This window comes from Pseudomonas sp. YH-1 (genome assembly GCF_051990045.1).
Taxonomy (GTDB): domain Bacteria; phylum Pseudomonadota; class Gammaproteobacteria; order Pseudomonadales; family Pseudomonadaceae; genus Pseudomonas; species Pseudomonas nicosulfuronedens.
Genome location: NZ_CP178184.1, coordinates 23,067 through 43,615 on the forward strand (window position 1 = coordinate 23,067; position 20,549 = coordinate 43,615).

Annotated in this window: 16 protein-coding genes; all 16 read left to right on the forward strand. The window is 64.4% G+C overall.

Features of this window, described 5'->3' with window-relative positions; all coding sequences use genetic code 11:
• Positions 1 to 139: 139 nt before the first annotated feature.
• The 16 genes from ACKI1H_RS00120 (at position 140) to ACKI1H_RS00195 (ending at position 20,478) form a co-directional block, all read left to right on the forward strand.
• Complete coding sequence (locus ACKI1H_RS00120) at positions 140 to 316, forward strand: hypothetical protein (protein ID WP_015478907.1); 177 nt, start codon at positions 140 to 142, stop codon at positions 314 to 316.
• Positions 300 to 3,251, forward strand: coding sequence for a sensor histidine kinase (locus ACKI1H_RS00125; RefSeq protein WP_138526637.1), 2,952 nt, complete (start codon positions 300 to 302; stop codon positions 3,249 to 3,251). Before ACKI1H_RS00120 ends, ACKI1H_RS00125 begins: the two co-directional genes overlap by 17 nt.
• 26 nt (positions 3,252 to 3,277) lie before the next feature.
• On the forward strand, positions 3,278 to 4,714 hold the full coding sequence (locus ACKI1H_RS00130; protein ID WP_138526636.1) for a sigma-54-dependent transcriptional regulator: 1,437 nt from the start codon (positions 3,278 to 3,280) through the stop codon (positions 4,712 to 4,714).
• A gap of 763 nt (positions 4,715 to 5,477) precedes the next feature.
• A complete protein-coding gene (locus tag ACKI1H_RS00135; protein WP_440467335.1) occupies positions 5,478 to 6,887 on the forward strand; it encodes a polynucleotide adenylyltransferase PcnB in 1,410 nt (469 codons plus the stop codon).
• Entirely contained in the window at positions 6,884 to 7,369 is a 486-nt protein-coding gene (gene folK / locus ACKI1H_RS00140) for a 2-amino-4-hydroxy-6-hydroxymethyldihydropteridine diphosphokinase (RefSeq protein WP_440467336.1), read from the forward strand. The genes ACKI1H_RS00135 and folK overlap by 4 nt, the downstream gene beginning before the upstream one ends.
• Before the next feature lie 141 nt (positions 7,370 to 7,510).
• A complete protein-coding gene (panB, locus tag ACKI1H_RS00145) occupies positions 7,511 to 8,308 on the forward strand; it encodes a 3-methyl-2-oxobutanoate hydroxymethyltransferase (protein ID WP_081520719.1) in 798 nt (265 codons plus the stop codon).
• Positions 8,308 to 9,159, forward strand: coding sequence for a pantoate--beta-alanine ligase (panC, locus tag ACKI1H_RS00150; protein ID WP_138524478.1), 852 nt, complete (start codon positions 8,308 to 8,310; stop codon positions 9,157 to 9,159). Before panB ends, panC begins: the two co-directional genes overlap by 1 nt.
• Positions 9,160 to 9,281: 122 nt before the next feature.
• Positions 9,282 to 9,662, forward strand: coding sequence for an aspartate 1-decarboxylase (panD, locus tag ACKI1H_RS00155; protein WP_017518923.1), 381 nt, complete (start codon positions 9,282 to 9,284; stop codon positions 9,660 to 9,662).
• An 84-nt stretch (positions 9,663 to 9,746) separates the two neighbouring features.
• The gene (gene pgi / locus ACKI1H_RS00160; protein ID WP_138524480.1) at positions 9,747 to 11,411 is read left to right on the forward strand and encodes a glucose-6-phosphate isomerase; all 1,665 of its coding nucleotides are present in this window, start codon (positions 9,747 to 9,749) and stop codon (positions 11,409 to 11,411) included.
• A gap of 234 nt (positions 11,412 to 11,645) precedes the next feature.
• A complete protein-coding gene (acs, locus tag ACKI1H_RS00165; protein WP_138524482.1) occupies positions 11,646 to 13,583 on the forward strand; it encodes an acetate--CoA ligase in 1,938 nt (645 codons plus the stop codon).
• 82 nt (positions 13,584 to 13,665) lie between these two features.
• A complete protein-coding gene (locus tag ACKI1H_RS00170) occupies positions 13,666 to 14,544 on the forward strand; it encodes an oxygenase MpaB family protein (protein WP_440467337.1) in 879 nt (292 codons plus the stop codon).
• A gap of 98 nt (positions 14,545 to 14,642) precedes the next feature.
• On the forward strand, positions 14,643 to 15,821 hold the full coding sequence (locus tag ACKI1H_RS00175) for an acetyl-CoA C-acetyltransferase (protein ID WP_440467338.1): 1,179 nt from the start codon (positions 14,643 to 14,645) through the stop codon (positions 15,819 to 15,821).
• 191 nt (positions 15,822 to 16,012) lie between these two features.
• On the forward strand, positions 16,013 to 16,627 hold the full coding sequence (locus tag ACKI1H_RS00180) for a response regulator transcription factor (protein ID WP_045216783.1): 615 nt from the start codon (positions 16,013 to 16,015) through the stop codon (positions 16,625 to 16,627).
• A 100-nt stretch (positions 16,628 to 16,727) separates the two neighbouring features.
• Positions 16,728 to 19,856, forward strand: coding sequence for a DUF748 domain-containing protein (locus ACKI1H_RS00185; RefSeq protein WP_440467339.1), 3,129 nt, complete (start codon positions 16,728 to 16,730; stop codon positions 19,854 to 19,856).
• Between the two features lie 11 nt (positions 19,857 to 19,867).
• Positions 19,868 to 20,158 carry a DUF2845 domain-containing protein gene (locus ACKI1H_RS00190; protein WP_138524490.1) on the forward strand — a complete coding sequence of 97 codons (291 nt, stop codon included), beginning with the start codon at positions 19,868 to 19,870 and terminating at the stop codon, positions 20,156 to 20,158.
• Positions 20,155 to 20,478, forward strand: coding sequence for a DUF2845 domain-containing protein (locus ACKI1H_RS00195; protein ID WP_138524492.1), 324 nt, complete (start codon positions 20,155 to 20,157; stop codon positions 20,476 to 20,478). The genes ACKI1H_RS00190 and ACKI1H_RS00195 overlap by 4 nt, the downstream gene beginning before the upstream one ends.
• The last annotated feature ends 71 nt before the right edge of the window (positions 20,479 to 20,549 follow it).

Genomic DNA, 20,549 nt, shown 5'->3' on the forward strand with positions numbered 1-20,549 from the left:
AGGATTTCCGGCAGCGCCGGCATCAAGCGGTTCGCGAGCAAGCTCGCTCCTACAAGGTCCACCGCGCCCAAGAGAGCGGCCGGCTTGCCGGCGACTGTGTGCACAGGTAGCCTGCCCGCCGAACCAAGAGAGAGACGACATGTACATCTACCGACTGGTGTTGCTCCTGGTCGTGGGCATCTACCTGTTCTCACCGGCCATCATGGACTGGTGGATCGATCCCCACGGCGCGTGGTACCGCCCGTATCTGCTGTGGCTGATCCTGATCGTCGTCACCTTCATCCTGCAGAGCCAGCGCGATGCTGACGAGCTTTAGCCTCACCCAGCTGATCCTGATCAGCGCCTCCTACCTGATGGTCCTGTTCGGCGTCGCCTGGATTACCGAGCGCGGCTTCATCCCGCGCCGGCTGGTGCGCCATCCGCTGATCTACACCCTGTCGCTGGGCGTGTACGCCAGCGCCTGGGCCTTCTATGGCACGGTCGGACTGGCCTACCAGTACGGCTACGGCTTCCTGGCGATCTACCTGGGCGTCTCCGGTGCCTTCCTGCTCGCGCCGGTGCTGCTCTACCCGATCCTGCGGATCACGCGGGCCTACCAGCTGTCGTCGCTGGCCGACCTGTTCGCCTTCCGCTTCCGCAGTACCTGGGCCGGCGCACTGACCACGCTGTTCATGCTGATCGCCGTGCTGCCAATGCTGGCGCTGCAGATCCAGGCGGTGACCGACTCGATCAGCATCCTCACCCGCGAATCCGAGCCCAACCGCGCGGCGCTGGCCTTCTGTGCGCTGATCACCCTGTTCGCCATCCTCTTCGGCGCCCGCCATATCGCCACCCGCGAGCGCCACGAAGGGCTGGTGATGGCGATTGCCTTCGAATCGCTGGTGAAGCTGGTAGCGCTCTGCTCCATCGGCCTGTTCGCCCTCTACGGCGTGTTCGGCGGCCCGGACGGTCTGGAAGTCTGGCTGTTGCAGAACCAGGAGGCCCTGAGCACCCTGCACACACCGCTGGCCGAAGGGCCGTGGCGCACGTTGCTGCTGGTGTTCTTCGCCGCAGCCATCGTCATGCCGCACATGTTCCACATGACCTTCACGGAAAACCTCAACCCGCGCTCGCTCCTCAGCGCCAGTTGGGGCCTGCCGTTGTTCCTGCTGCCGATGAGCCTGGCGGTGCCGCCGATTCTCTGGGCCGGCCTGCACCTGGGCGCCTCGACCAACCCGGAATACTTCACCCTCGGCCTGGGCATCTCGGTGGACAGTCCAGCGCTGGCCCTGACCGCCTTCATCGGCGGCATCTCCGCCGCCAGCGGCCTGATCATCGTGATGACCCTGGCGCTCTCGGGCATGGTGCTCAACCACCTGGTGCTGCCGCTCTACCAGCCGCCGGCCGAAGGCAACATCTACCGCTGGCTGAAGTGGACCCGTCGCGCGCTGATCGCCGCGATCATCATGGCCGGCTATGCCTTCTACCTGCTGCTGGGCGCCGAGCAGGACCTGTCCAATTTAGGGATAGTCTCGTTCGTCGCCACCCTGCAGTTCCTCCCCGGCGCACTGGCCGTGCTCTACTGGCCGACCGCCAACCGCCGCGGTTTCATCGCCGGCCTGGTGGCGGGCATGCTGGTGTGGGGCGCGACCATGCTCACCCCGCTGGTCGCGAACATGCAGAGCATCTACCTGCCGCTGTTCAACTCGCTCTATGTGCTCGACGACACCACCTGGCATCTCGCGGCGCTCGCTTCGCTGGCCGCCAACGTACTGGTATTCACCCTGGTGTCGCTGTTCACCGAAGCCAGTGACGAAGAAAAAGGCGCCGCCGAAGCCTGCGCCGTGGACAACGTCCGCCGCCCGCAGCGTCGCGAACTGCTCGCCCATTCCCCGCAGGAGTTCGCCAGCCAGCTGGCCAAGCCGCTGGGCGCGAAGACCGCGCAACGTGAAGTGGAACAGGCCCTGCGCGACCTGCACCTGCCCTTCGATGAGCGCCGGCCCTACGCCATGCGCCGCCTGCGTGACCGGATCGAAGCGAACCTCTCCGGCCTGATGGGCCCGAGCGTGGCGCAGGACATGGTGGAAACCTTCCTGCCCTACAAGGCCGCCAGCGAAAGTTACGTCACCGAAGACATCCACTTCATCGAGAGCCGCCTGGAGGACTACCACTCCCGGCTCACCGGCCTCGCCGCCGAACTCGACACCCTGCGCCGCTACCACCGCCAGACCCTGCAGGACCTGCCGATGGGCGTGTGCTCGCTGGCCAAGGACCAGGAAATCCTCATGTGGAACCGCGCCATCGAGGAGCTCACCGGCGTCAGCGCACAGCGCGTGGTCGGCTCGCGCCTGGCCGCCTTGCCCGACCCATGGCGCGGCCTGCTCGAAGGCTTCATTGACGCCCCTGACGAGCACCTGCACAAGCAGCGCCTGTCCATCGAGGGCCAGACCCGCTGGCTGAACCTGCACAAGGCGGCGATCGAAGAACCTCTCGCACCCGGTAACAGTGGCCTGGTGTTACTGGTCGAAGACCTCACTGAAACCCAGTCCCTGGAAGACAAGCTGATCCACTCCGAGCGCCTGGCCTCCATTGGCCGCCTGGCCGCCGGTGTCGCCCACGAGATCGGCAACCCCATCACCGGCATCGCCTGCCTGGCGCAGAACCTGCGGGAAGAGCGCGAGGGTGACGGAGAGCTCACCGAAATCAGCGGGCAGATCCTCGAACAGACCAAGCGCGTATCGCGCATCGTGCAGTCACTGATGAGCTTTGCCCACGCCGGCGGCAAGCAGGTCGCGGCCGAACCGGTGTGCCTGGCGGATGTCGCCCAGGAGGCCATCGGCCTGCTGTCGCTGAACAAGCGCAGTGTCGATGTACAGTTCTTCAACCTGTGCAATCCGGAACACTGGGTGGAGGGCGATTCCCAGCGCCTGGCCCAGGTGCTGATCAACCTGCTCTCCAACGCCCGCGACGCCTCCCCGCCCAACGGCGCGATCCGCGTGCGCACCGAAGCTTCCGAACAGACCATCGACCTGATCGTCGAGGACGAAGGCAGCGGAATACCCAAGTCGATCATTGACCGCCTGTTCGAGCCCTTCTTCACCACCAAGGACCCGGGCAAGGGAACCGGCCTGGGGCTCGCTCTGGTCTATTCGATCGTGGAAGAGCATTATGGGCAAATCACCATAGACAGCCCGGCAGACCCGGAACGCGAATGCGGAACCCGCATCAGCGTCACCTTGCCGCGGCATCCTGGCCCGACGGCCGAGCAGTAAACGAGCACGTCGAGAGAGCTGAATACATGGCACATATCCTCATCGTCGAAGACGAAACCATCATCCGTTCCGCCCTGCGACGATTGCTCGAGCGCAACCAGTACCAGGTCAGCGAGGCTGGCTCGGTGCAGGAAGCGCAGGAGCGCTACAGCATCCCGTCGTTCGACATGATCGTCAGCGACCTGCGCCTGCCCGGCGCCCCCGGCACCGAGCTGATCAAGCTGGCCCAGGGCACCCCGGTGCTGATCATGACCAGCTACGCCAGCCTGCGCTCGGCGGTGGATTCGATGAAGATGGGTGCGGTGGACTACATCGCCAAGCCGTTCGACCACGACGAAATGCTCCAGGCCGTGGCGCGCATCCTCAAGGATCGCCAGGAGAACCGTAACGCTCCCGCCGAAGCCCGCGGTAACGCCAAGGCGGCCGACCGTAGCAGCGGTAACACCGCCCCCGCGGACGGCGAGATCGGCATCATCGGCTCCTGCGCCCCCATGCAGGAGCTCTACACCAAGATCCGCAAGGTTGCGCCCACCGACTCCAATGTGCTGATCCAGGGTGAATCCGGTACCGGCAAGGAACTGGTCGCCCGCGCACTGCACAACCTGTCCAAGCGCACCAAGGCACCGCTGATCTCGGTGAACTGCGCCGCGATCCCGGAAACCCTGATCGAATCCGAACTGTTCGGCCACGAGAAAGGCGCATTCACCGGCGCCAGCGCCGGCCGTGCGGGCCTGGTGGAAGCGGCCGACGGCGGCACCCTGTTCCTCGACGAGATCGGCGAACTGCCGCTCGAAGCCCAGGCGCGACTGCTGCGCGTCCTGCAGGAAGGCGAAATCCGCCGGGTCGGCTCGGTACAGTCGCAGAAGGTCGACGTACGCCTGATCGCTGCTACCCACCGCGACCTGAAGATGCTGGCCAAGACCGGCCAGTTCCGCGAAGACCTCTATTACCGCCTGCACGTCATCTCGCTGAAGCTCCCGCCCCTGCGCGAGCGCGGCCCGGACGTCATGGAAATCGCCCGCTCCTTCCTGGCGCGCCAGTGCTCCCAGATGGGGCGCCCTGCGCTGACCTTCTCCCACGAGGCCGAACAGGCCATCCGTCACTACCCGTGGCCGGGTAACGTGCGTGAGCTGGAGAACGCCATCGAGCGCGCGGTGATCCTCAGCGAAGGTCAGGAAATCCCCGCCGACCTGCTGGGCATCGACATCGAGCTGGATGATCTGGACGACGACTTCGGCGATGACGGCGACCTGCGCCCGAGCAACGGCAGCGCCAGTAACCACGAGCCCACCGAGGACCTGTCGCTGGAGGACTACTTCCAGCACTTCGTCCTCGAGCACCAGGACCACATGACCGAGACCGAGCTGGCCCGCAAGCTGGGTATCAGCCGCAAATGCCTGTGGGAACGCCGCCAGCGCCTGGGCATCCCGCGCCGCAAATCCGGCGCATCGGCTGACTCCTAAGACGTTTCACACTGTTACCGGAGACAAGCTCCGTAACAAAAGCCGGGTTCATCGGTAACGGAAACCCGGCTTTTTTGTGCCTGCCGCCCAAGGGGCAATCCTCGCAAACCCTTGAAAAATAAGGATTCTCAAAAGTTGGCACGGCATCTGCTTTGTTATTGGCACAACAACAATAACAAGCACGACCACTCACAATAAGAACAAGACGAAACGACTCCAGCACAACAAAAACAAGATCGCGGAGGCGCAGCTAACTGATTCTTTTGGAGAAGGGTAGCCGTCGGGACCAGTCCCGCAACCAGTCAAGAAGAATAAAACTGTCTTGAGACAGCACGCAAAACTGGTTGGATCGAAAGATCATTGCTCACTCAGCGACCAAAGCAATCCGTTTGCTATTGAACACTTTCCAAGTGTGGAAGGTTCCCCGAAGCAGGTAGCTTCGAGGGTCGGGTCTACAAACAAAAACAACAAGCCCGGTAATCATAATAAAAACAAAGCACGCACCTATTTGGGGGGGAGCCTCGGCTCCCCCAGTAGCTTTCGCTACACTCTCCCGCTCTCCTCCCGCAAGCCCCTTTCTTCAGTTTTCTTCATCATCCCACCCCACGATGCTAGAATCGCCGCGGCGCAGACGGCATTCGATTTGCTGCCATTTGTTTCAAGGCAGCGGCAGACACCCGCTATCCTCCAGGAAACGCCGTAATCAGGCGGCTTGCCGAGACCTGCGTATGCCATCCATACACCTATTCCCGATAGTGCACACATGCTGAAAAAGCTGATCCAGTCCATCCGATCCCCACTGCGCCGTCCGCGCGCTGTCCGCACTACTCCGGAAGTCGTTGGCAATCATCAGCACTCGCTGCGGCGGGAACAGTTCAGCAGGAACGCGGTGAACGTCGTGGAGCGCCTGACCAAGGCCGGCTACCAGGCGTACATCGTCGGCGGTGGCGTACGTGACCCGCTGCTGGGCATTCCGCCCAAGGACTTCGACGTGGCCACCAGCGCCACCCCCGAGCAGGTGCGTGCCGAGTTCCGCAACGCGCGGGTGATTGGTCGCCGCTTCAAGCTGGTCCACGTCCATTTCGGTCGTGAAATCATCGAAGTTGCCACCTTCCGCGCGAACCATCCGGTCACCGAAGACGATGACACCAACAATGCCCATGCCTCCCGCAACGAGGCCGGCCGCATCCTGCGTGACAACGTCTATGGCACCCTGGAAGACGACGCCCAGCGCCGCGACTTCACCATCAACGCCCTGTACTTCGACGTCACCGGCGAGCGCATCCTCGACTACGCCCACGGCGTGCGCGACATCCGCAACCGCCTGATCCGCCTGATCGGCGACCCGGAGCAGCGTTACCTCGAAGACCCGGTACGGATGCTGCGGGCCGTGCGCTTCGCCGCCAAGCTGGACTTCGAGATCGAGAAGCACAGCGCCGCGCCGATCCGCCGCCTGGCGCCGCTGCTCAATGAAATTCCTTCGGCGCGCCTGTTCGACGAGATCCTCAAGCTGTTCCTCAGCGGCAAGGCCGAACGTACCTTCGAACTGCTCAACGAATACGAGCTGTTCGCCCCGCTGTTCCCGGCAAGCGCGAAGGCGCTGAAGGACAACCCCGAATACGCTGGCAAGCTGATGCGCCAGGCCCTGGCCAACACCGACGAGCGCATCCGCCTGGGCAAACCGGTCACCCCGGCCTTCCTGTTCGCCGCGCTGCTCTGGCCGGCCCTGCCCGCCCGCGTGCTGAAACTGCAGGACCGCGGCATGCCGCCGATCCCGGCGATGCAGGAAGCTGCCCACGAGCTGATCCTCGAGCAGTGCCGCCGCACCGCGGTGCCCAAGCGTTTCACCATCCCGATCCGCGAGATCTGGGACATGCAGGAGCGCCTGCCGCGCCGCCAGGGCAAGAAGGCCGATCTGCTGCTGGAAAACCCGCGTTTCCGCGCCGGTTACGACTTCCTGCTGCTGCGCGAGAGCGCTGGCGAGGAAACCGGTGGCCTCGGCGACTGGTGGACCGACTACCAGGAAGCCAGCGACGGCGAGCGCCGCGGCATGATCCGCAACCTGGCCAGCCAGCAGGAAGAAGGCGGTAGCGCCGCACCGCGCAAACGCCGCCGTGGCGGCAGCAACCGTCGTCGCCGCGGCCCACGTACCGAAGGCGCCAGCAGCGAATGAGCGAGCGCGTGTACATCGGGCTCGGCAGCAACCTCGCCGAGCCGCGCCAGCAGCTGGAAGCCGCGCTGAAAGCGCTGTCGCAGATTCCCGCCACCAAGGTGGCGGTGGTCTCGCCGCTCTACGCCAGCGATCCGCTGGGCCCGCCCGACCAGCCGCGCTACGTCAACGCCGTGGCGGCACTGGATACCGACCTGGAGCCGCTCGCCCTGCTGGACGCCCTGCAAACCATCGAGCTGGAGCAGGGGCGCGTACGCAAGGACGAGCGCTGGGGGCCGCGCACCCTCGATCTCGATATCCTGCTGTTCGGCGAGCAACTGATCGACGAGCCACGCCTGACCGTGCCGCACTACCACATGCACGCCCGCGCTTTCGTACTCTACCCGCTGGCAGACCTTGCACCGCAACTGCGTTTCCCCGACGGACGCACCCTGCCCGAGCTGCTCGCCGCCTGTCCGTTCAGCGGCCTCGAGCGCCTGTCCTGATGCATGCTGCGCCCCAGGCGTGGGGCGCACTGGCAGTAACGCCGTAACAGTCCGGTAACACCTGCAATTGACTTAGCCTTTTTCGATCCGGACTATAGGGCCCCGTTTGCCCCTGCCCGGCGCAGAACCGAGGACACTTTCATGCCTGATGTCACCCTGACCACCCTGCAAGGTCTCAAGCAAAGCGGCGAAAAGATCGCGATGCTGACCTCCTACGATGCCACTTTCGCCCACACCGCCAGTCTGGCCGGTGCCGAAATGCTGCTGATCGGTGACTCCCTGGGTATGGTGCTGCAAGGTCACGACAGCACGCTGCCAGTGACCGTAGAGGACATGGCCTACCATACTGCCGCCGTGAAACGCGGTAACAAGGGCGCGCTGATCGTCACCGACCTGCCGTTCGAATCCGGCACCTCGCTGGACCAGTTGCTGCGTGACTCGGTGAAGGTCATGCAGGCCGGCGCCCACATGGTCAAGCTCGAAGGCGGCGCCTGGCTCGCCGAGCCGATCATCCGCCTGGCCCAGATGGGTATCCCGGTGTGCGCGCACCTGGGCCTGACCCCGCAGGCCGTCAACCTGTTCGGCGGCTTCAAGGTCCAGGGCCGCCAGGAAAACCAGGCGCGCCAGCTGCGTGCCGACGCCATCGCTCTGGAGCAGGCCGGTGCCGCCGTGCTGTTGCTGGAATGCGTGCCGTCCGCCCTGGCGAAGGAAATCACCGAAGCCGTGAAGATCCCGGTCATTGGCATTGGCGCAGGCGCAGGCACCGACGGCCAGGTCCTGGTGATGCACGACATGCTCGGCCTGTCGTTGTCCGGACGTTCGCCGAAGTTCGTGAAGAACTTCCTCGAAGGCCAGCCCGACATCCAGTCCGCTTTCGCCGCCTACGTGAAGGCCGTGAAGGACGGCACCTTCCCCGGCCCGGAGCACGGTTTCGCCTGATGAATACAGTCAAGACAGTCCGCGAGCTGCGCGCCGCCGTGGCGCGCGCCCGTAGCGAAGGCAAGCGCATCGCGCTGGTGCCGACCATGGGCAACTTGCACGCCGGCCACGCCGCGCTGGTGACCAAGGCCAGCCAGCGCGCCGACTTCGTGGTGGCGAGCATCTTCGTCAACCCGCTGCAATTCGGCCCCAGCGAAGACCTGGACAAGTACCCGCGCACCCTGGCGGCGGACCAGGAGAAGCTGCTCAATGCCGGCTGTCACCTGCTGTTCGCCCCCACCGTCGAGGAAATGTACCCCGACGGCATGGACGGCCAGACCAGACTGCATGTCACCGGCGTCTCCGAAGGGCTGTGCGGCGGCAGCCGTCCGGGCCACTTCGACGGCGTCGCCACCGTGGTCTGCAAGCTGTTCAACATGGTCCAGCCCGATATGGCGCTGTTCGGCGAGAAGGACTTCCAGCAGCTGGCGGTCATTCGCAAGCTGGTGCGCGACCTGAACCTGCCGATCCAGATCTTCGGCGAAGCTACCGTGCGCGCCGAGGACGGCCTGGCCCTGTCGTCGCGCAACGGCTACCTCACCGAGGAGCAGCGCGCGCTCGCGCCAGTCCTGCAACGGACGCTGAAACAACTGGCCGAGCGTATCCGCCAGGGCGAGCGTGACTTCCCCGCGCTGCTGTCCGAGGGCTGCCAGCAGATCGAAGCGGCCGGCCTGCGCATCGATTACCTCGAGGCCCGTGAGTCCGCCGGCCTGCGCCCGGCCACGGCGCAGGACCATCAGTTGGTGATCCTGGTCGCCGCCTTCCTGGGCACCACCCGGCTGATCGACAACCTCGCCTTCCACATCGACTGATTCCTCGCCCGACACCCGAATATTCGCCTCGAAGCCGCGCCAGTCGCGGCCTTGAGCGGCTCCGGGTGCTCGGGCATACTCGCCCCGCTCTCCTCGACCAGAAGAAAAACAGGAGCCACGTCATGCAGAGCATCATGCTCAAAGCCAAACTGCACCGCGCCGAAGTCACCCACGCGGTGCTCGACTACGAAGGCTCCTGCGCCATCGACGGCGAATGGCTCGATCTCGCTGGCATCCGCGAGTACGAACAGATCCAGATCTATAACGTCGACAATGGCGAGCGCTTCACCACCTACGCGATCCGTGGCGAGGAAGGTTCGAGGATGATTTCCGTCAACGGCGCCGCTGCCCACAAGGCCAAGGTGGGTGACCGGGTGATCATCTGCGCGTACGCTCAGTTCAGCGACGCCGAGCTGGAAGGCTACCAGCCACGCATGCTGTACATGGCGCCTGGCAACGAACTCAGCCACACCAGCAACGCCATCCCGGTGCAGCTCGCCTGAATCACTGGGAAGACTTGGAACCCCTTGGTCTTCCCAGGTTTCAAAGCCTCGATCAAACACGCACGTCTTACCCGAAGGTATGTCATGGAACACCACCTTACTCCGCTGGATGCCACCAAACTGGCGAGCTGGCAGGCGCTGGCCACCCACCGCCAGGATCTCCAGAACTTCACCATGCGCGAGGCATTCGCCGAGGACCCGGAGCGCTTCAAGCGCTTCTCCATGAGCGCCTGCGGTCTATTCCTGGATTTCTCGAAGAACCTGCTGCGCCAAGACACCCTGGACCTGCTGGTGAAGCTTGCGGAAGAGGCGAAGCTGGGCGAAGCCATTCAGGCAATGTTCCGCGGTGAGGTGATCAACGCTTCCGAGCGCCGCCCGGTTCTGCACACCGCGCTGCGTCGCCCCATCGGCGACAAGGTGATGGTCGATGGTGTCGACGTAATGCCCGACGTGCACCGCGTGCTGCACCAGATGACCGAACTGGTCGCTGCCGTGCACAACGGCCTGTGGCGTGGTTACACCGAAAAGCCGATCACCGATGTGGTGAACATCGGCATCGGTGGCTCCTTCCTCGGCCCGCAGCTGGTCTCCGAGGCGCTGCTGCCCTTCGCCCAGAAAGGCGTACGTTGCCACTATCTGGCGAACATCGACGGCAGCGAATTCCGCGAGATGACCGCCAAGCTCAACGCCGAGACCACGCTGTTCATCGTCTCGTCGAAATCCTTCGGTACCCTGGAAACCCTGAAGAACGCCCAGGCCGCCCGCGCCTGGTACCTGGCCCAGGGTGGCAGCGAGGCGGAGCTGTACCGTCACTTCATCGCCGTCTCCAGCAACAAGGAGGCTGCGGCGGCCTTCGGCATCCGCCCGGAAAACGTCTTCCCGATGTGGGACTGGGTCGGTGGTCGCTACTCGCTGTGGTCGGCCATCGGCCTGCCGATCGCCATGTCGGTGGGTATCAACAACTTCAAGGAGCTGCTGTCCGGCGCCTACAGCATGGACCAGCATTTCCTGACCGCGCCGTTCGAGAAGAACATCCCGGTGCTGCTGGGCCTGCTGGGCGTCTGGTACGGCGACTTCTGGGGCGCGCGCAGCCACGCGATACTGCCCTACGACTACTACCTGCGGAACATCACCGACCACCTGCAGCAGCTGGACATGGAGTCCAACGGCAAGAGCGTACGCCAGGACGGCAGCCCGGTGTCCGCCGGCACCGGCCCGGTCATCTGGGGCGGCGTAGGCTGCAACGGCCAGCATGCGTACCACCAGCTGCTGCACCAGGGCACCCACCTGATCCCGGCGGACTTCATCGTCCCCGTGTCCAGCTATAACCCGGTGGCCGACCACCATCAGTGGCTGTACGCCAACTGCCTGTCGCAGAGCCAGGCCCTGATGGTCGGCAAGAGCCGCGCCGAGGCCGAGGCCGAACTGCGCGCCAAAGGCGTGGACGAAGCCGAAGTGCAGCGCCTGGCGCCGCACAAGGTGATCCCGGGCAACCGCCCGAGCAATACCCTGGTGCTGGAGCGCATCAGCGCACGCCGCCTGGGCGCGCTGATCGCCATGTACGAACACAAGGTCTACGTGCAGAGCATCCTCTGGGGCATCAACGCCTTCGACCAGTGGGGTGTGGAACTGGGCAAGGAGCTGGGCAAGGCCGTCTACGGCCGCCTGGTCGGCAGCGAGGAAAGCGCCGCCGAAGATGGCTCCACCCAGGGCCTGATCGATTTCTTCCGCGGCCGTCACCGCGGCTGATAGGCAGTGGCCGGGTGCGCACCAGCGCATCCGGCCATGCTCGCGCCCCTCGCAGCCCCCCCTTCCCGTCTCCCGCACCGCACCTCGAACCGACGCTCAGCAACGGGTGGGACCTCATCCACCGGAACGTTCGCCCCTACCGATGCGTCGAAACTGCATGGACAACCCTTGAACCCGCCAGGCCTTGGATGCACCCTTGAGGGCATCTCGGCTCAACAACAACAAGGATTCCCCATGTACGAGATCAGCCTTCACCCCGTGCCGGAGGCCGTACGCAAGCGTGCCTACCTCGACAACGACGCCTACCAGCGCCTCTACCAGCAGTCGGTAGCCGACCCGGAAGCCTTCTGGGGCGAGCAGGCCACGGCCTTCCTCGACTGGTTCAAGCCCTGGCATTCGGTGCACCACGGCGATCTGGCAAAGGGCCAGGCAACCTGGTTCAAGGGCGGTCAGCTCAACGTCACCTACAACTGCATCGACCGCCACCTGGAACAACGCGGCGAGCAGGTCGCGATCATCTGGGAAGGCGACAACCCGGCCGAATCCGCCAACATCACCTACCGCAAGCTGCACAGCCATGTCTGCCGCCTGGCCAACGTGCTCAAGAGCCGCGGAGTGGAGAAAGGCGACCGGGTCTGCATCTACATGCCGATGATCCCCGAGGCCGCCTACGCCATGCTGGCCTGTGCGCGGATCGGCGCAATCCACTCGGTGGTGTTTGGCGGCTTCTCGCCAGACGCCCTGCGCGACCGCATCAACGATGCCGACTGCCGTACCGTGATCACTGCTGACGAAGGCGTGCGCGGCGGCAAGTACATCCCACTGAAAAAGAACGTGGAAAAGGCCCTGGCCGACTGCCCGAACGTCTCCACCGTGGTGGTGGTCGAGCGCACCCAGGGCGAGATCCCGTGGGTCGAGGGCCGTGACATCTGGTACCACGAGGCGCTGCGCGAAGTCAGCGAGGACTGCGCACCCGAGCCGATGGAGTCCGAGGACCCGCTGTTCATCCTGTACACCTCCGGCTCCACCGGCAAACCCAAGGGCGTACTGCATACCACCGGCGGCTACCTGCTGGGCGCGGCAATGACCCACAAGTATGTGTTCGACTATCACGACGGAGACATCTACTGGTGCACTGCGGACGTCGGCTGGGTCACGGGGCACAGCTATATCGTCTACGGTCCGCTGGCCAATGGCGCCACCACCCTGATGTTCGAGGGCGTGCCGAACTACCCCGACGCCTCGCGTTTCTGGCAGGTGATCGACAAGCACCAGGTGAACATCTTCTACACCGCGCCGACCGCGATCCGAGCCCTGATGCGCGAAGGCGAAGCCCCGGTGCAGAAGACCGATCGCAGCAGCCTGCGCCTGCTTGGCTCGGTAGGCGAGCCGATCAACCCGGAAGCCTGGGAGTGGTATTACAACGTGGTGGGCGAGAAGCGCTGCCCCATCGTCGACACCTGGTGGCAGACCGAAACCGGCAGCATCCTGATCACCCCGCTGCCCGGCGCCACCGACCTCAAGCCCGGCTCCGCCACCCGCCCCTTCTTCGGCGTGCAACCGGTGCTGCTGGACGAGCAGGGAAAGGAAATCGACGGTCCCGGCTCCGGCGTACTCGCCGTGAAAGCCAGTTGGCCGAGCCAGATCCGCAGCGTCTATGGCGATCACCAACGGATGATCGACACCTACTTCAAACCCTATCCCGGCTACTACTTCACCGGCGATGGCGCGCGCCGCGACGAGGATGGCTACTACTGGATCACCGGCCGCGTGGACGACGTGATCAATGTCTCCGGCCACCGTATCGGCACCGCGGAGGTGGAGAGTGCGCTGGTCCTGCACGACTCGGTCGCCGAGGCCGCCGTGGTCGGCTATCCGCACGACCTCAAGGGCCAGGGCATCTACGCCTTCGTCACCCCCATGAACGGCATCGAGCCCAGCGACGCGCTCAAGCAGGAGCTGCTGGCGCTGGTGAGCAAGGAGATCGGCAGCTTCGCCAAGCCGGAAATGCTGCAGTGGGCGCCGGGCCTGCCCAAGACCCGCTCGGGCAAGATCATGCGACGCATCCTGCGCAAGATCGCCTGCAACGAGCTGGAAAACCTCGGCGACACCTCGACTCTGGCCGACCCCAGCGTGGTTCAGGGGCTGATCGACAACCGCCTCAATCGTTGATGTGCGCTACAGGCCAAGGGCGCAAAGATGCTAGGTTTACAGAACAGACCTGTCGTCCTTGCCCCGAGGCCTGTCCGCCGCAATGGAAACCGTCCGCCGTCACATCGAAAGCCAGGTACTCAGCCTGACCGGCCTCGCCCTGGGCGGGGTCGACTTCGAATCGCCCAAGGGTGACCCCGGCCTGTTCGGGCCGGACTCCATCAGTTGGAAAGTCCATGGCGACTTCAGCTCGATGCTCATCGGCGGCATCAGCGCCCTGCTCCTGCAAATGCTGCACCCGGCCGCGCTGGGTGGCGTCTGGGACCACTCCAACTTCCGCGCCGACATGCTCGGCCGTCTGCGCCGCACCGGGCAGTTCATATCCGCCACCACCTATGGCTCGCGCGGCGACGCCGAGAAGTTGATCGAGCGCGTGCGCCGTATTCATGACAACGTCCACGGCACCCTGCCCGACGGTACGACCTACGCGGCCAGCGACCCGGACCTACTGACCTGGGTGCACGTCGCCGAAGTCAGCTGCTTCCTCGCCTCGCACCTGCGCTACCTGAACCCGGACCTTTCCGACGAAGAGCAAGACCGTTACTACAACGAGATCGCCCTCATCGCCGAGAGACTCGGCGCGAGGGAAGTACCCCGCTCGCGCGCCGAGGTAGCGGCCTATCTGCAACGCATGCGCCCACGACTGCGCTATGACGAGCGCACCCGCGAGGTAGTCAACGTACTGTTCAACGCCCCCGCACCCAGCTTCCTCGCCAAACCCTTCGGCCTGCTGATGATGCGCGCCGGTATCGACCTGCTGCCGGACTGGGCGACGGATCAGCTCGGCCTGAGCCTGGGCAGCCTGCAACGGCAGCTGATCCGCTCCAGCGTGAAGCGCAGCGTGCCCCTTCTGCGCTGGGCCGTGCGTAATGGATCGCTCCATCGAGCACGCCGCCGCATGGGGCTGCCACCCCTGCGCTGAAACGTGACTACCCGGTTCGGAGGGTGGTGAGCCAGCAGCGAGCGTGCAACCATGGCCGTTCGCTGCGGCCCCGCCGCTCCCGACAGAGGATTCGAGTCATGCAAGAAGTCGTCATCGTCGCTGCCACCCGTACCGCCATCGGCAGCTTTCAGGGTTCGCTTTCCGCACTGCCGGCCCATGAGCTGGGCGCCGCGGTAATTCGCACCCTGCTGCAACAGACCGGACTGGACCCGGCCCGGGTCGACGAGGTGATCCTCGGCCAGACCCTGACCGCCGGTGCCGGCCAGAACCCGGCGCGCCAGGCCTCGATCGCCGCCGGCCTGCCCAACAGCGTGCCGGCGATGACGGTCAACAAGGTCTGCGGCTCCGGTCTCAAGGCACTGCACCTGGCAGCCCAGGCGATTCGATGCGGCGATGCCGACGTCGTCATCGCCGGTGGCCAGGAAAGCATGAGCCTCGCCCCCTACGTCATGCCCGGTGCCCGCACCGGCCTGCGCATGGGCCACGCCAAACTGATCGACAGCATGATCCAGGACGGCCTGTGGGACGCCTTCAACGACTACCACATGGGCATCACCGCCGAGAACCTGGTGGAGAAATACGGCATCAGCCGCGAGGACCAGGACGCCTTCGCCGCCGACTCGCAGCACAAGGCAAGCGCGGCCATCGAAGCAGGCCGCTTCAAGGCTGAAATCACCGTCATCGAGATTCCCCAGCGCAAGGGCGAACCACTGCGCTTCGACACCGACGAGCAGCCGCGCGCCGGCACCACCGCAGAGTCCCTGGCCAAGCTCAAACCGGCATTCAAGAAGGACGGCAGCGTTACCGCCGGCAACGCGTCGACCCTCAATGACGGCGCCGCCGCCGTGCTGTTGATGAGCGCCACCAAGGCCGCCGAACTGGGCCTGCCGGTACTGGCCCGTATCGCCGCTTACGCGAACGCAGGTGTCGATCCGGCCATCATGGGCATCGGTCCGGTCTCAGCCACCCGCCGCTGCCTTGAAAAGGCCAGCTGGCAGCTCGCCGACCTGGACCTGATCGAAGCCAACGAGGCGTTCGCTGCTCAGGCACTGTCCGTGGGCAAGGAACTGGGCTGGGATGCCGCAAAGGTGAATGTGAACGGCGGCGCCATTGCCCTCGGCCATCCCATCGGCGCATCGGGCTGCCGCGTGCTTGTCACCCTGCTGCACGAGATGCTCCGCCGCGACGCAAAAAAAGGCCTCGCGACGCTCTGCATCGGCGGCGGGCAAGGCGTGGCGCTGGCTCTGGAGCGGTAACAACCGCTGGCTTGCTGCGCAGAATTCACTCTGCGCAGCAAGTCTCCGCGCACGCTGGCAGGGCAACTCCCTCCCAACTTGATTCCCCGCATGCTTTCAGTCCTACGCATAGGAATATTCCGTAGGTGCTTGAACAACTGGTCTATCTTCAAGATCAATGCGCGCAATTATTCGGACTCAGGGAGTCAGTTATGAAGAAGCGTGTGGTGCTGATCGAGGACCACCCCGCAATGCGTTTGGCGATCCGCTCGTTGCTGGAGCAGGATCCGCAGTTCGAAGTCGCCCGTGAAGCAGCCGATGGCCATGGCGGACTGGATGCCGTACGCAAGGAACGCCCCGATCTGGTAATACTCGACCTCAACCTGCCCGGGATGGACGGTCTCGACCTGCTCGCGCGTATCCATATCTTCGACGAGAACATTCGCCTGCTGGTGCTGAGTTCGCAGGATGAACGCCTGTACTCGAGCAAGGTCGAAGCAGCGGGTGCGCATGGATTCGTCAGCAAGAACAAGGACACCAGTGCCATTCTCAACGCAGCGCGCATGCTGGTTTCGGGCTATCGCTGCTTCCCGGAAAAGGCCCTGAGCATCGACAAGAACACCGATCCGGTGGCCAGCCTCACGCCACGGGAGCTGGTCGTGTTGCGCAGCCTGGTGAGAGGCATGAGTAACAAGGACATCGCCGAGGAGTTGTTCCTCAGCCAGAAGACCGTCAGCACCTACAAGACGCGGATTCTTGAGAAGCTGAACCTGGAAAGCCTCGTAGACCTGGTCGAATTCGCCCGCACCCATCGCCTGAATGACTGACTGACATCACTGAAAACCGCGTCCGAAGGCGACTATCGAATCGAAGAATCACAGCCGTGCCATACTCCTGTGGCACGTCACGACGGAAACGACTCTCGCCATGCCCAAAGGATTGAAACGCGCCATCGGCGCGGTAGTGCTGTTGGTCCTCTTCTATTGCCTGCTGGGTTTTCTCATCCTGCCCGGCGTTGGCCTGCGGATAGCCAACCAGCAACTGGCTCACTACTCGACTGTTCCAGCGCGCCTGGAGCGTATCGAATTCAACCCGTTCAGCCTCGAGCTCACCCTCTGGGGCCTGCATCTGGGTGACGATGGGCAGGAACAGGTGCGCTTCCGTCGCCTCTACGCCAACCTCGAACTCGACAGCCTGTGGAAACGCAGGCTGCACCTCGCCGACGTCGAACTGGACGCACCTCACACCGAACTGTTGTTCGCCGAGAACGGCACGCTGAACCTGAGCAAGCTCTTCAAGCTGCCGCCCAGTGAGCCAGCCCCTGCCCAGGAAGAGCCCAGCGATCCCTTCCCGCTGCGCATCGACCGCATCCGCCTGGCCGAAGGCAGCCTGCACTTCCTCGACCGGCGCCCCAGCGAGCCGGTGGAGTTCGTCTTCGATCCGATGGGATTCGAGCTGCACAACCTCAGCACCCTGCCGGAGGACGGCGCGGAAATGACGCTGGTCGCCACCGGCCCCCACGGTGGCAAGCTCGACTGGAAAGGCGACCTGAGCATCGTGCCCTTCACCTCCAAGGGCAGCTTCACCCTCGACGGCGTGCCGCTGAAGGCCTGGTGGCCCTACGTGCGGGACAACGCACCGCTGAACTTGAACAACGGCATCCTCAGCGTGGCCTCCGACTACCACCTTGACCTCTCGAAAGGAACGCAACTCCTGCTGGACAAGGCTGCCATCAAACTGCGCGATCTTGACCTCAGTTCCCCCGAAGGCAAACCACTGGCCAAGCTCGCCACCCTGGATGTGGCCGAAACGACCCTGGACCTCGTCAAGCAGGAAGTGGTGGTCGGACAGATTCGCAGCCAGGGCCTGGAGGCCTGGGCAGCTCGCGAGAAGGACGGCCAACTGGACTGGCAGAAACTCTTCGCCACCTTCAAACCCTACAAGCGCCCCGAGGAGCCCACGCCGCAGGCGCAGGCCGCTCCCGAAGCTGCCCCCGCAACAGTGGCGACTGCGCAGCCCGAGAAGGAACAGCAGGCCTCGAACGAGCAACCGGAAGCCAAGCCCAGCGCTCCTGCCAAGGCGGCCCAAACCGAGCCATCCAAACCGGCAGTTCCATCCACACCGGAGGCCAATCCGGAAGCCAAGGTCGCCGAGGCCGACAAGCCTGAGCAGACGGCCGAGGAGAGCAAACCGGCCGAGCCGCCGAAGCCGTGGCATGTCGTTTTGCGCGACACCCAACTGCGCGGCTACAAGGCACACCTGGCTGATCGCGTCCCAGGCAAGCCGGTAAACCTTGAAGTCGGCCCGCTGGACCTGGACCTGCAGAATCTCGACAGCGGCCTGACCTCGCCACTGCAGCTCAAGCTCAAGACCGGCCTCGGCCCGCGCGGGCAGATCGAAGCCAGCGGCCAGGTCATCCCCAACCCGGTCAGCGCCAGACTGAAGGTTTCGACTCACGATATCGACCTGCGCGTCGCGCAGGCCTACATCGATCCGTTCATTCGCCTGGAACTGCGCAGCGGCCTGCTGTCCAGCGACCTGGACGTCGACCTCAAGGGCACCGACCCGCTGGCCTTCAGCGTCAACGGCAGCGCCCAGGTCACCCAGCTGCACACGCTCGATACCCTCAAGAGCCGCGACTTCGTCAAATGGACCAAACTGACCCTCGATGGCCTGGCGTACAAGCATGGCGACAGCCTGGTGATCCAGACTGTCTCGCTGGAAGAGCCCTATGCGCGCTTCATCATCAACGAGGACCGCAGCACCAACGTCAGCGAGCTCATCATTCCACAACCCGAATCCGCATCGTCTTCGGCGAACAAAGGCAATGGTTCAGGCAGCAATAGCAAGCCGCTAGGCATCCGTATCGGTGGCGTGAAGATCAACAACGGTTCGGCCAACTTCGCCGACCTGACCCTGCGCCCGGACTTCGCCACCGCCATCCAGCAGCTGGGCGGCGAGATCGGCACCATCGACAACCGCAATCCGGCACCCGCCTCGGTGGACGTGAAGGGCAAGGTCGACAAGTACGCGCCGGTCACCATCAAGGGCAGCCTCAACCCGTTCTCGCCGCTGGAAAAGCTGGATATCGCCACCAGCTTCAAACGCGTCGAGCTGACCACCCTGACGCCGTACTCCGGCAAGTTCGCCGGCTACCGCATCCGCAAGGGTCGGCTGAATCTGGACCTGCATTACCAGATCACCCAGGGCAAGCTCAAAGCCGACAACAAGGTGCTGGTCGAACACCTGCAGCTGGGCGAGAAGGTGGACAGCCCCGACGCCGTTGACCTGCCGGTGAAGCTGGCGATCGCCCTGCTCAAGGACGCCAACGGCAACATCGACATCCAGCTGCCGGTGGAAGGCGATCTGAACAACCCGCAGTTCAGCGTCATGCCTATCGTCTGGCAGACCCTGCGCAACCTGGTGGTGCGCGCGGTGCAAGCGCCGTTCAACTTCATCGCCGGCCTGGCCAGCGGCGGTGGCGGGCCGGACCTGAGCAACGTGGCGTTTGCCGCCGGCTCCAGCGAACTGGACGCCAGCGCCCAGGGCAATCTCGACAAGTTGGCCGCGGCCCTCAAGCAGCGCCCGGCCCTGAAACTGGAGGTCGAAGGTGTCGCCGCAGCGGCCAGCGATGGTCCGCTACTGGCCGACAAGCGTCTGCAGCAGGAATACCAGAAGAACTACTACAGCATGTTACAGCGCCGCGGCGACAAGGTGCCCAGCGATGCCAGCCAACTGGAGGTCCCAGAGGACCTGCAGCCGATCCTGCTCGAAGGTGTCTACCGCGCACGCCTGAAGAAACAACCCCCAGCGGAATGGCAACAACTGAGCAAGGACGAGCGCTCGGCGAAGATGCGCCAGGCCGTGTTGGACTCCTGGAGCGACAGCCAGTTGCTGCTGCGCAAGCTCGGTCAGGAGCGCGCAACGCAGATCAAGGACTACCTGGTCGCCAAGGGTGGCCTGGGTGACGACCGCATCTACCTCATCGACGTCAGCTTCGGCGAAGCGGAGAATGGTGGAAGTGTGGCCACCCAGCTGCACCTGGATAGCGAATAAGGAGTCGTTCGATGAAAGCCCTGACCTGGATGTCCTGCGCCCTGCTGCTTTGCGCGGCGGGCGCCCAGGCGGAAAGCATGCGCTGCGGCAGTTCCCTGATCAACGCCGGCGACCGCGCCTGGGAAGTCGAGCAGAAGTGCGGCGCGCCGGATCACCGCGATGAAGTCGGCTATACCCTCGGCGGCTACGACCGGCGCGAGTATCGGGTCGAAGAGTGGGTCTACGGCCCGCGCAATGGCACCAGCTACATCCTCACCTTCGAAGCCAACAAGCTCAAAAGCATCGAGTTCAAACGCAATTGAAGACGCCTCTCGTACTGCGCCTGGCGGTCCTGCTGCTGCCCCTCGCCCTCACCGCCATTGATGCACAGGCCGCCAGCCTGCGCTGCAGCAGCAAGCTGATCAGCACCGGCGATGTCACCAGCGATGTGCTCAGCCGCTGTGGCGAACCCGTCAGCCGTTCCTTCCTGGGCTACAAGCAAGTACCTGGCCCGCGCTATGGCGAGTCCATGGAGGTGGCCGTGGAGGAATGGATCTACGGGCCCTGGAGCGGCATGCTGTATTTCGTCCGCTTCGAGGGCAACCGCCTGAGCGACATCCAGAGCAAGCGCAGCGGCAACTGACAGGCGTACTGGCGAGATGCTAGTCTCGCCGCCACTCACGCACTCACGCCATTCGGGCCAAGGACCGGTCG